Origin of the sequence: Rugamonas violacea (assembly GCF_016461825.1) — a bacterium.
Classification (GTDB): Bacteria; Pseudomonadota; Gammaproteobacteria; order Burkholderiales; family Burkholderiaceae_D; genus Rugamonas.
This window is the reverse complement of record NZ_JAEMNU010000037.1, coordinates 140,474-152,810: the sequence shown is the minus strand read 5'-3', so window position 1 is coordinate 152,810 and position 12,337 is coordinate 140,474. Positions and strand designations below refer to the sequence as shown.

The following is a 12,337-nucleotide window of genomic DNA, read 5'->3' as shown; positions in this document are numbered from 1 at the left end:
CGACAATGCAGACACTATCAGGCTCCCAATGCGTATTGAATGATGTTGACGGCGAAGCGGGTGTTATCGATGACCAGCCAGCGCTTGTTGCGGAAGTCGTAGTCCCACTCGCAACCGTAGTCCTTGTTGCTGTACAAAAGCCGCAACCGGCCGCCCACCTCGATCGCCTTCAGATAATCGTGCACCAGGTCGTCGCCCCAGCCGTTCAGCTCCACGCTGGTGTTGGGCGGGCCGTCGAAATGGAAGAAGCTCGAATACAGCGGATGGTTGTTGGCGATCTTGTGCAGCGCCTTGGCGCCGAAGATGCGCGCCAGCTCGGCCTCGAAGGACTTGGCAAACAGGCCGTCGATGTCGTGGTTGCAGTCGTCGACGAAAAGGAAACCGCCGCCCTTGACGTAGCGCTCCAGGTTCTTGCGTTCGGCGGCGCTGAACTGCACCAGCTTGTGGCCGGCGAAATAGCAGAACGGCGCCTCCAGCATCTTCGGGTCGGACAGCGCGACGATCCGCTCCACCGGATCGACGCGCAGGGTGGTGTACTCGACCAGGGAATTGAGCACATTGCTCGGCATCCGGATATCCACGTCCCAGTCGCCCGACTCGTAGGTCAGGCGCGTGAAGTAGAAGTCGTAGCTGGCCATGGGCGAACTACACCGCGTCCGACAAGGAGGTGAAATTGAAGTCGCGCACCTTCATCGGCGGGATCAACATCTGGTAGCGCACCTCGTCGCCGCCGATCACCACCGGCTTGCCCAGCTCCTCGATGTTGTTGAGCATCGACACCGGGCTCTCGTTGAAGCGGAAGTTCTTCACCGGGTGTTTGATCTTGCCGTTCTCGATGTAGAAGGTGCCGTCGCGCGTCAAGCCGGTCAGCAGCAGCGATTGCGGATCGACTTGGCGGATGTACCAGGTGCGGGTCACCAGGATGCCCTTCTTGGTCGAGGCGATCAGCTCCTCGGTCGACTTGCCGCCGCCCGACATGATCATATTGCCATGCCGGCCGCTGGCGCGCTTGCCCTGCTTGGCGGCCCAGAACAGGCTGTAGTCGAGCGCCTCGATGCGGCCGTCCTTGATCACGCTGGTGCGCTCGCGCGGCAGCATCGACTGGCCGTCCCAGGCCAGCACCGGCACGTCCTTGTCCCACGGGTCGGCCCAGACGTTGACCTGCTGGTCGAACAGCTTCTCGCCCAGGCGGTTGCCGCCGCCCTTCTTCGACAGGAAGCTGCGGCCTTCGTCGGCCTGGCGCGCATCGAAGGCGCCGAACATGCGGCCGATCAGCTCCGACGTCGCGGCCGGCTCCAGGATCACCGTGTAGCGGCCCGGCTCCAGCGCCTTCGCCTCGACCGAGCGCAGCGCCTTGTCGATGGCCACGGCCGAAGCCTCGCGCACATCGAACTTGGCGGCGTCGTTGGCCGAGCGGGTGACCCAGCCGGAGCCACGGCCGTCCTCGGTGCGGGTGGTGACGGTGAAGCCCAGGTTGCTCAACTCCTGGTAGCCGAACAAGCCGTTCGAATTGGCCACCGCCTCGAAGCCGGTGGTGTCGGAGAAGAAGCCGGCCGCCACCAGATTGTGCTTGCGCGCGGCGTTGATGCTGTGCGCCGCCACCTCGGCGCGGAAGTCCGGGTCGATGGCGGCGGTCGCCGCGCTATAGGTCGACGAGGCTTTGTACTGCTGCTGCTTGATGGCCGGCTGGAACTCCGGATTCTCCGGCGCCAGCCGCGCCACGTCCTCGGCGCGGCGCACCGCCTTTTCCAGCGACTGGTCGTCGAACTCGTTGACCGAGGCGGTGCCCTGGCGCTTGCCGAAAGCGACGCTGACGCTGAGCTGGGTGTTGTCCACCACGCCGGAGGTGGAGACGCTGTTGCGGGCGTAGCGGATATTGCCGTTGCGGTTGCCGCTGATCGAGACGCGGCACTCGTCGGCGCGCGACAGGGCGATCACCTTGTCGCTGATACGTTTGGCTTCTTCCTGGTTCAGCTGTTTCATTTTGTCCCTTAGCCGATCTTGCGAGCGGTGTTGATCACATTGATGGCGTTGAAGCGCGTGGTGCTCGACCCGTGCGACACGGCGCTGACTTGGCTGGGCTGGCCCTTGCCGTCGAAGAAGGAGCCGCCCATGCGCCAATCGCGCTCGTCGCACAGCGCCGAGCAGGCGTTCCAGAACTCCTGGGTGTTCGACTGGTAGGCCACGTCCTCCAACGGCGCGCCGATCTTGCCGTCCTTGATCTCGTAGTACAACTGGCCGCCGAACTGGAAGTTGTAGCGCTGCTGGTCGATCGAGAACGAGCCGCGACCGAGGATGTAGATGCCCTTCTTGACGTCCTTGACCATCTCGTCCGGCGTCAGCGGCTTCTTGCCGGCCGCCAGCGACACATTGGGCATGCGCTGGAACTGCACGCTGCTCCAGCTGTCGGCGTAGGAGCAGCCGTGCGAGGCCGTCTCGCCGATGATGTGGGCCTGGTCGCGCGTGGCCTGGTAGTTGACCAGGATGCCGTCCTTGATCAGGTCCCAGCGCTTGGCGGCGACGCCCTCGTCGTCGTAGCCGACGTGGCCCAGCGAACCGGGCGTGGTCTTGTCGGCGACCACGTTGACCAGCTCCGAACCGTACTTGAATTTTTTACTCTGCCACTTGTCCAGCGTGGCGAAGCTGGTGCCGGCGTAGTTGGCCTCGTAGCCGAGCACGCGATCGAGTTCGGTGGCGTGGCCGACCGACTCGTGGATGGTCAGGAACAGGTGCTCGGGGCTGAGCACCAGGTCGTACTTGCCCGGCTCGACCGACTTGGCGCCGAGCTTCTCGCGCGCCTGGCGGCCGGCGGCGCGGGCGTCCTCCACCAGGTCGTAGCCGCCGCGGTACAAGGTGGTGACGCCGCCGGCGGCGCGCAGCTTGTGCTCCGGCCGCGCGTCGAAGAACTCGTAGCCCATGCTGGCCGGCGAGGACAGGCCGTCGCGGGTGCGGAAACGGTTGCTGGCCTTGTCGACGGCGGTGGCGGTGAACGGCGCCCACAGGCGGTGGATGTCCTGGTCGATGTAGGAGCCGTCGGTGGAGGCGAAGTACTTCTGCTGGTTGACCTGGAACAGCATGGCCTGCATGAAGCTGGCGCCGGCGTCCATGCCGGCCTTGTTGGCGGCGATCAGCAGCTCGGCCTTCTCCTTGATGGCGACCATGCGCCAATCCTTTTTGAACGGCGTGGCCCAGGCCACCTCGCCGACGCCGCTCACCGGCGCCAGGCGCACCGGCTCGCCGCCCAGCTTGGCGTTGGCCTTGGCGATGGACACCGCCAACCGCGCCGCGCCGGCCACGCCGTCGGCCGACATGTCGTTGGTGGCGGCGAAGCCGTAGGCGCCGTTGGCGATGACGCGCACGCCGACGCCGGACGATTCGGTGTTGACGATATTTTCCACGTTCAGCTCACGCGTGGTGATGAACTGGTTCATGTAGCGGCCGATGCGCACGTCGCAGTAGCTGGCGCCGGCCTTGCTGGCGGCGTTCAGCGCGGCGTCGGCCAGGCTCTTCTTGAAGCGCACCTCCATCGGCTTGAGCAGCTCCTCGGCGGCGATGGCGTTGCCGAACACCGGCACCAGCATGGCGCCGCCCGTCGCCGCACTTATTTTGAGAAATGAACGTCGTTCCACTTTGACTCCTGTTGCTGATTTGTTGGGGTGTTTGGGGTGCTGCCGGCGGGCCGGTGCGCTGCTTACACCCCACGGCAAAACCCGGGGACGGACCCAGCGGGTCCGTCCCCAGCTTTACGTCGCTGGGGTGTGCGGGCGCACCGGCGCGCCGTTTTCTACACCGCGTCGGACAGCGAAGTGAAGTTGAAGTCGCGCACCTTCATCGCCGGGATCAGCAACTGGTAGCTGGACTCGTCGCCGGCGACGATCTCCGGCCGGCCCAACTCGTCGATGTTGTTGAGCATGCTGACCGGACTCTCGTTGAAACGGAAGTTCTTGATCGGATGCTTGATCTTGCCGTTCTCGATGTAGAAGGTGCCGTCGCGCGTCAGCCCGGTCAGCAGCACCGACTGCGGGTCGACCATGCGGATGTACCAGGTGCGGGTGACCAGCACGCCCTTCTTGGTGTTGGCGATCAGCTCGGCGGTCGACTTGTTGGAGCCGGCCATGATGATGTTGCCCGGCTGGCCGACGGCGCGCTTGCCCTGCTTCTTGGCCCAGAACAGCGAGTAGTCCAGCGCGCTGACGCGGCCGTTCTTGATGATGTCCATGCGCTCGCGCGCCAGCATGCTGTTGCTGTCCCACGGCAGCACGGCGACGTCCTTGTCCCACGGGTCGGCCCAGACGTTGACCTGCTGGTCGAACAGCTTCTCGCCCAGGCGGTTGCCGCCGCCCTTCTTCGACAGGAAGCTGCGGCCCTCGTCGGCCTGGCGCGCGTCGAAGCCGCTGAACATGTAGCCGAGCAGGTCGGAGGTGGCCGCCGGCTCCAGGATCACGGTGTAGCGGCCCGGCTCCAGCGCCTTCGCCTCGACCGAGCGCAGCGCCTTCTCGATGGCCACGTTGGAGGCCTCGCGCGGGTCGAACTTGGCGACGTCGCCGGCGCTGCGCTTGGCCCAGCCGGAGCCGCGGCCGTCCTCGGTGCGCACGGTGACGGTGAAGTCGAGCGAGGTGTCCTGCTGGTAGCCCCAGACGCCGTTGGAATTGGCGATCGCCTCGAAGGCGGTGGTGTCGGCGAAGAAGCCGGCCGCCACCAACTGGTTCTTGCGGCTGTTCTCGATGCTATAGGCGGCCACCTGGGCGCGGAACTCGGGATCGATCGCCGCCGTGCTGGCGCTGAAGGTGGCGCTGGCCTTGAAGGCCTGCTTGCCCGGCGTCGACATGAACTCCGGGTTCTCCGGCGCCAGGCGGGCCAGGTCCTCGGCGCGGCGCACCGCCTTCTCCAGCGACTTGTCGTCGAACTCGTTGATGGTGGCCACGCCCTGCTTCTTGCCGAACGAGACGGCGACCGACAACTGGGTGTCCTCGACCAGGCCGGCGGTGGAGACGCTGTTGCGGGCGTAGCGGATGTTGCCCTTGCGGCTGCCGTTCAGCTTGACCTCGCACTCGTCGCCCTTGGAATAGGCCAGCACTTTGGCGCAGATGCGTTGCGCTTCTTCTTGATTCAGATTCTTCATCGCGAAACTCTCCAGGGCTTAGCCGATCTTGCGGGCGGTGTTGATGACGTTGATGCCGTTGAAGCGGGTGGTGCTCGAACCGTGCGACACCACGCTCGATTGGCTGGGCTGGCCCTTGCCGTCGAAGAAGGAACCGCCCATGCGCCAGTCGCGCTCATCGCAGATCGCCGTGCAGGCGTTCCAGAACTCCTGGGTGTTGGACTGGTAGGCCACGTCCTCCAATTGCGCACCGATCTTGCCGTCCTTGATCTCGTAGAACAGCTGGCCGCCGAACTGGAAGTTGTAGCGTTGCTGGTCGATCGAGAAGGAGCCGTCGCCGACGATGTAAATGCCCTTCTTGACGTCCTTGATCATCTCGTCCGGGGTCAGCTTCTTCTTGCCGGCCTGCAGAGACACATTGGGCATGCGCTGGAACTGCACGCTGCTCCAGTTGTCGGCGTAGGAGCAGCCGTGCGAGGCGCTCTCGCCGATGATGTGGGCCTGGTCGCGGGTGGCCTGGTAGTTGACCAGGATGCCGTCCTTGATGATGTCCCAGCGCTTGCACTGCACGCCCTCGTCGTCGTAGCCGACGTTGGCCAGCGAGCCCGGCGTGGTCTTGTCGGCGACGATGTTGACCAGCTCCGAGCCGTACTTGAATTTTTTGCTCTGCCATTTGTCCAGCGTGGCGAAGCTGGTGCCGGCGAAGTTGGCCTCGTAGCCGAGCACGCGGTCCAGTTCCGTCGGGTGGCCGACCGACTCGTGGATGGTCAGCCACATGTGCTCGGGGCTGAGCACCAGGTCGTACTTGCCCGGCTCGACCGACTTGGCGCTCAGCTTGGCCTTGGCCTGCTGGCCGCAGGCGCGGGCGTCCTCGATCAGGTCGTAGGAGTTCTTGTACAGGGTGCAGATGCCGCCGGCCGCCTTGACCTTGTCTTCCGGCCGCGCGTCGAGGTATTCGTAGCCCATGCCGACCGGCGAGGACAAGCCCTGGCGCGAGCGGAACTTGTTGCTGGTCTTGTCGACGGCGGTGGCGAACACCGGCATCCACAGGCGGTGCAGGTCCTGGTCGATGTAGGAGCCGTCGGTCGAGGCGAAGTACTTCTGCTGGTTGACCTGGAACAGCAGCGACTGCATGAAGCTGGCGCCGCCGTCCATGCCGGCCTTGTTGGCGGCGATCAGCAACTCGGTCTTCTCCTTGATGGCGACCTGGCGCCAATCCTTCTTGTACGGCGTGGCCCAGGCCACCTCGCCGACGCCGCTCACCGGCGCCAGGCGCACCGGCTCGCCGCCCAATTTGGCGTTGGCCTTGGCGATCGCCACCGCCTGGCGCGCCGCGCCGGCCACGCCGTCGGGCGACATGTCGTTGGTGGCGGCGAAGCCGTAGGCGCCGTTGGCGATGACGCGCACGCCGACCCCGGCCGACTCGGTGTTGGTGACGTTTTCGATGTTCAGGTCGCGGGTGGTGATGAACTGGTTCAGATAACGGCCGACGCGCACGTCGCAATAGCTGGCACCGGCCTGGGTGGCCGCCGTCAACGCGGTGTCGGCCAGCATTTTCTTGAACTGCAGGGCCACCGGCTTGAGCAGCTCCTCGGCCGCGATGGCGCGTCCGAAGGCGGGCAGCAACATGCTGCCCAGGGCCAAACTACTGATGTTGAGAAATGCACGTCGTTCCATAGTATCTCCAAAAAAACTCACGCATCGGGTTGCGGACGGGCCGCACGCGGGGTCTTGCTCGGTTCCGCCGGGTCTTGTGCGCCACGGCTTGTGCTACTGGCTGGTTCCACAACTTACGGGTGTTTTGCCATCACGCCGAAGCTCAACATCGCGTAATGAGGGGCAACATTACCAGCAAAATAAGAAACGAGATAGGCAATATTTATGCCACGAAACGGCGGAGCCGGCCCAGGCGCCAAAGCCGGGAGCCAAGCCCGGGAGCGACTTGCATTCTGGCAGGGAAGAGCGCAGGCGTGAGGTCCGGCCGGGCGGCCGCGCCGTGTCGCGCCGTGCCGGGAAATTCTTGCAAAAGTGTCCGCAGAGTGTCCGCCGGGTGTCCGCGTACGCTAGCCGGACACTATCGGCGGCGCCGGCCGAACGGCGTGGCCGAACGGCGCGGCCGAACGGCGGACGCCCGACAGCGCGGCGGCACGGCGGATTCACTTGACCGGCCGGCGCAGTTGGCCGATGATCGCGCAGGGCGACCGCCGCCGTGTCGCCCGCCCATCGCAGCATCCCACCCACCAAGAGGAGACATTGCATGAAACGACTACTACTGGCCAGCGCCCTGTTGTGCGGCATGGCCGGCATGGCCCAGGCCGACGATGCGCTGAAGGCCGCCATCGCCGGCGAGAACCGCACGCCGGCCAACGCGCTGCGCGACGGCGCCCGCCATCCGTATGAAACGCTGGCCTTCTTCGGCATCAAGCCGGACATGACGGTGGTCGAGCTGGCGCCGGGCGGCGGCTGGTACACCGAGATCCTGGCGCCGTATCTGCGCGAACGCGGCAAGCTGATCGCCGCCGGCAACGAGCTGGCCTCGCCGGACGCCGACGCGCGGCGCGGCGCCGAGCGCTTTTTGACCCGCCTGAACGCGCGGCCGACGGTGTTCAACAAGGTGCAACTGGGCGTCTTCGAGCCGCCGCGCAAGTACGAGTTCGCGCCGGCCGGCAGCGCCGACATGGTGCTCACCTTCCGCAACATCCACAACTGGATTCCGAGCGGACCGGAGAATCTGAAGGCGCTGTTCGCCAGCGTCCACACCAGCCTGAAACCGGGCGGCGTGTTCGGCGTGGTCGAGCACCGCCTGCCGGCCGGCCAGAAGCAGGACGCCACGGCCAGCACCGGCTATATGTCGGAGAGTTACGTGATCGGCCTGGCCGAGGCGGCCGGCTTCAAGCTGGCGGCCAAGTCGGAGATCAACGCCAATCCCAAGGACAAGGCCGACCACAAGAGCGGCGTCTGGGCGCTGCCGCCGACCTACGCCAACAAGGACGAGAACCGCGCCGGCTACACGGCGATCGGCGAGAGCGACCGCATGACGCTGAAGTTCGTCAAGCAGTAAGCGCGGCGCGCGCCGCGGCATGAACGGGAGGGAGGCCGCGCGCCTCCCTCCGGCGTTTACGTGGGCGCTTAGAACTTGGTGAAGTGGTTTTCGTCCGGGCCGCCGTCGGCGCCGAAGGCCAGCTTGCGCGCCGGCCGGGTGTCGCGCCGCGCCTGGCCGGCGCGGATCGCCGTCGGCCGCACCGACGCGCGCGCCGGCGCCGCCTCGACCACGTGCAGGCGGAACAAGCGCATCAGCTGTTCGAGCTGCTCGGCCTGGGCGCTCATCTCCTCGGCGGTGGCGGCCAGCTCCTCCGAGCTGGCGGCGTTGAGCTGGGTGGTCTGGCTCAACTGGCCGACCGCGCTGTTGATCTGCCGCACACCGGACGACTGCTCCTCCGACGCGGCGGCGATCTCCTGCACCAGGTCGGAGGTCTTGCGGATCGCCGGCACGATGGCGTCGAGCAGCACGCCGGCCTGCTCGGCCAGTTGCACGCTGTTGGCCGCCACCTCGCCGATCTCGCGCGCCGCCACCTGGCTGCGCTCGGCCAGCTTGCGCACCTCGGCGGCGACCACGGCGAAGCCCTTGCCGTGCTCGTGGGCGCGGGCCGCCTCGATGGCGGCGTTCAGCGCCAGCAGGTTGGTCTGGTAGGCGATGTCGTCGATGATGCCGATCTTCAGCGCGATCTGCCGCATCGCCGCCGCCGTCGCCTTGACCACCTCGCCGCCGCGCGCCGCCTCCTGCGCCGCCTGGGTCGCCATGCCTTCGGTCAGCTTGGCGTTCTCGGCGTTCTGGGCGATCGAGGCGCTCATCTGCTCGATCGAGGCGCTGGTCTCCTCGACGCTGGCGGCCTGCTCGCTGGACGCCTGCGACAATGTTTGCGCGGTGGCGCTGACCTCCTGCGAGGCGCCGGCCAGCTGGGCCACCACCTGCTGCACGTCGCGCACCACCAGGCCCAGGCTGCGCGACAACCACCAGGCCAGCAGGCAGCCGGCCACGGCGATGGCGACATCGACGGCGAGGATCAGCCGCTTGGCCGACTCGGCGACGCTGCCCATCTGCTCCGACTCGTGGCGCGTCTCGGCGGCGTTGATCAGCAACAGCTTGTCGCTGGCGGCGGCGATGACGGCGTCGGCGCCCCTGGCCGCCTTGTCCAGCTCGGCCACGCCGGCGCCCTTGGCGCGCAGCGCCTCCAGCTCCAGCATGCTGTCGAGATAGGCCTTGCTGCCGCTGCGAATTTCGTTCAACTGGGTCTGCTCATCGTTGCTCAGCTCGCCACGCAGCTGATAGCTGGCGACCGCCTTGTCGATGGCCAGCAGGTCGGCGCGGAACTTGGCGGCGCTGTCGCCGCCGCGCAGGACGTAGTTCTTGAAGTGGTGGACGGCGTCGCCGTGGGCGCGCACCACGGCCAGCACGGCGTCCTTGCGCACCATGGTGACATTTTCGATCTCGTCCCAGTGGCCCTGCAAGGCGTTCAGCTTGGCGAAGGCGACCACGCCGAGCAGCACCACCAACAGCACGATGGTGCCCAGGCCCAGCTGCAGCCGGGTCTCCATTTTCATCCGTCTCAACATGGCCAACTCCTCAGGGTGGCGGCCGAGGCAAGGCGGCAGGACGGACCTGCGGATCGCGGCGGCGGCGGGGGGAACGCGGGGACAAGCAGAAGCCATTGTGCCGTAATAATGGACGGCAATTCTCCCCAAAAACCACCTTGTCGCATCCGCGCCCGCGCATGCCGCCGGCGAGGCGGCGCGGGCGCGCCGGCCGGCGTCGGCCAGCACCTGGGCCGGGTTGACAATCGCAGCGGCGCCGGCGTCCACGGCGCGCCGCGCCGGGCGATCGCACGGCGGCCTGGCGGCCTGGCGCGGCCGGGTCGGCTCAGGGCGCGGCCGGTTCCGCCGCGGCCGGCGCGGCCAATTCCGTGTCGAGCGGCGGCGGCGCGCCGCCGGCGGCGGCCAGCGCGGCGATCTCGCTGCCGGCGACGACGTGCTGCACGTCGAGCAGCAGGACGAAGCGGCCGCCGATCTTGCCGATGCCCAGCAACAGCTCGGCGCGCACCTGGGCGCCGAAGCTGGGCGCCGGCTCGATGTCGGCGGCGCCGATGTCGACCACCGCCTGCACCGCGTCGACCAGGATGCCGATGACGAAGGCGCCGTCGTCGGCCGCCACCTCAAGCACGATGATGCAGGTGCGCTTGGTCACCGGACCGGGCGCGCGGTCGAGGCGGCGCGCCAGGTCGAGCACCGGCACGGCGGCGCCGCGCAGGTTGATGACGCCGCTGATACAGGCCGGCATGCCCGGCAGCGCCGTCACGCCGCCGTACTCGATGATCTCCTTGACCGCCAGGATGCCGATGGCGAACATGTCGGCCCCCAGCAAAAAGGTCAGGTACTGCGCCGCCACCTGCGGCGAGGCCGACGTCACTACCGGCAAAGCGCCCATGCCGCAGCCCTCCTAAAACTTGACGAAATGCGACTCGTCCGGATCGCCCATCTCGGCCATCTGGCGGCGGCCGCCCTGCCCCGGGCCGGCGGCCTTCTTGCCGCCGCGCGCAGGCGTCCGCGGCAGCGCCTTGCGCGGCGCGCCCATCAATTTGAAGAAGGACATGGTCTGCTGCAGCTGCTCGGCCTGGCCGCTCATTTCCTCGGCGGTGGCGGCCAGCTCCTCCGAGCTGGAGGCGTTCTGCTGGGTGGTCTGGCTGAGCTGGGTGACGGCGGCGTTGATCTGGCCGACGCCGGCCGACTGCTCCTCCGAGGCGGCGGTGATCTCCTGCACCAGGTTGGAGGTGCGGCGGATGTTGGGCACCATCTCGTCGAGCAGCTTGCCGGCCTTCTCGGCCAGTTCGACGCTGCTGCTGGCGACCTGCTCGATCTCCTGCGCCGCCACCTGGCTGCGCTCGGCCAGCTTGCGCACCTCGGCGGCGACCACGGCGAAACCCTTGCCGTGCTCGCCGGCGCGCGCCGCCTCGATCGCCGCGTTCAACGCCAGCAGATTGGTCTGGTAGGCGATGTCGTCGATGATGCTGATCTTGCGGGCGATCTGCTGCATCGCCGCCACCGTCGAGCGCACCGCGTCGCCGCCCTCGGCCGCCTCCAGCGCCGCCTTGCTGGCGATGCCGTCGGTGACCTTGGCGTTCTCGGTGTTCTGCGAGATCGAGGCGGTCATCTGCTCGACCGAGGCGCTGGTCTGCTCGGTGCCGGCGGCCTGCTCGCTGGCCGCCTGCGACAGCGACTGGGCGGTGGCGCTGACCTCCTCGGAGGCGCTGGCCAGCGCCTCGGCGCCGTTGTTGACCTCCTGCACCACGTGGGATAGCTTCTCGATCATGTTCTTCATCGCCGCCAGCAGGCTGCCGGTGTCGCCCGGCTTGACGACGACGTCGGCGGTCAGGTCGCCGTCGGCCACCAGGCGCACGATCTCGGCGGCATACGACGGGTCGCCGCCCAGCTGGCGCAGGATGCCGCCCAGGATCACCGCGCCCAGCGCCACCAGCAGCGCCAGCGCGGCGGCCGAGGCGATGTACATCTGGCGCAGCGCGCCGGCCGACGCCGCCTCGGCCTCCTTGACGGCGTCCTCGCCGTACTTGGCGTTCATCGTCACCAGCTTGTCCAGCCCCTCCTCGACGGCGTGGAAGGCGGGCCGGTTGTCGAGGATGGCCTGGTGCAGCGCGGCGAACAGTTCCTTGCGCTTGGCCGGATCGGCGGCGACGATGCGGTTCATCAGTTCGACAATTTGCGCGTCGCGCTGTTTCCAGCCTTCCCAATCCTTGACGAACTGCTTCCACACCACCGCCTCCTCGGCGCTCTGCGGCAGCGGATCGTAGACCTTCCAGGCCTTTTCCAGGTCGGCCATGATCTCGGCCTTGCGCTTGACCTCGTGGGCGACGTCCTTGGGATCGTTGAAGTAGGTCGCCATCGAATCGACCGCCCGGTTGGACGAGCGCAGCGCCGTCTTCGACTCGTTGATGGTCTGCAGGCTTTGCAGCGAGGGCATGCGGTTGCGCCCCACCTCCTCAAGCATGTCCGACTGCTTGCGCATGCCGAGGAAGGCGATCAGCACCACCACCAGCAAGGCCAGCACGGCCACCGCGATCAGTCCGATGATTTTGCTCTTGACCGTTAGATTGTTCAACATATCGTCTCCCCAGTGTGGTTCTTGCTTTATGGTCCGGCCGCCAGCGGCGCCGGCCGTCGTCGTCA

Annotated in this window: 9 protein-coding genes; 1 reads left to right on the top strand and 8 read right to left on the bottom strand. The window is 67.2% G+C overall.

Annotated elements, in window-relative coordinates; translation table 11 throughout:
• Positions 1–17: 17 nt before the first annotated feature.
• From H7U20_RS08260 to H7U20_RS08240, 5 genes are all read right to left on the bottom strand, one after another.
• On the bottom strand, positions 18–638 hold the full coding sequence (locus H7U20_RS08260; RefSeq protein WP_199519110.1) for a DUF4159 domain-containing protein: 621 nt from the start codon (positions 636–638) through the stop codon (positions 18–20).
• A gap of 7 nt (positions 639–645) precedes the next feature.
• Positions 646–1,983 (bottom strand): TldD/PmbA family protein, encoded by a 1,338-nt coding sequence (locus H7U20_RS08255; RefSeq protein ID WP_199519109.1) that lies wholly within the window; start codon positions 1,981–1,983, stop codon positions 646–648.
• An 8-nt stretch (positions 1,984–1,991) separates the two neighbouring features.
• Entirely contained in the window at positions 1,992–3,629 is a 1,638-nt protein-coding gene (locus H7U20_RS08250) for a TldD/PmbA family protein (protein ID WP_199519108.1), read from the bottom strand.
• Positions 3,630–3,784: 155 nt separating this feature from the next.
• Positions 3,785–5,122, bottom strand: coding sequence for a TldD/PmbA family protein (locus tag H7U20_RS08245; RefSeq protein WP_199519107.1), 1,338 nt, complete (start codon positions 5,120–5,122; stop codon positions 3,785–3,787).
• Between the two features lie 18 nt (positions 5,123–5,140).
• Positions 5,141–6,778: a TldD/PmbA family protein gene (locus tag H7U20_RS08240; RefSeq protein WP_199519106.1), complete on the bottom strand. Its 1,638-nt coding sequence runs from the start codon at positions 6,776–6,778 to the stop codon at positions 5,141–5,143.
• A gap of 580 nt (positions 6,779–7,358) precedes the next feature.
• On the opposite strand from H7U20_RS08240, the gene H7U20_RS08235 reads away from it, so the two are divergent.
• Positions 7,359–8,162, top strand: coding sequence for a class I SAM-dependent methyltransferase (locus H7U20_RS08235; protein ID WP_199519105.1), 804 nt, complete (start codon positions 7,359–7,361; stop codon positions 8,160–8,162).
• 68 nt (positions 8,163–8,230) lie between these two features.
• Here H7U20_RS08235 and H7U20_RS08230 read toward each other — a convergent pair whose 3' ends face one another.
• The 3 genes from H7U20_RS08230 to H7U20_RS08220 form a co-directional block, all read right to left on the bottom strand.
• Positions 8,231–9,715, bottom strand: a complete 1,485-nt coding sequence (locus H7U20_RS08230; protein ID WP_199519104.1) for a methyl-accepting chemotaxis protein — start codon at positions 9,713–9,715, stop codon at positions 8,231–8,233.
• A 304-nt stretch (positions 9,716–10,019) separates the two neighbouring features.
• A complete protein-coding gene (locus H7U20_RS08225) occupies positions 10,020–10,583 on the bottom strand; it encodes a chemotaxis protein CheW (RefSeq protein WP_199519103.1) in 564 nt (187 codons plus the stop codon).
• A gap of 12 nt (positions 10,584–10,595) precedes the next feature.
• Positions 10,596–12,272: a methyl-accepting chemotaxis protein gene (locus tag H7U20_RS08220; RefSeq protein WP_199519102.1), complete on the bottom strand. Its 1,677-nt coding sequence runs from the start codon at positions 12,270–12,272 to the stop codon at positions 10,596–10,598.
• Positions 12,273–12,337 lie beyond the last annotated feature (65 nt).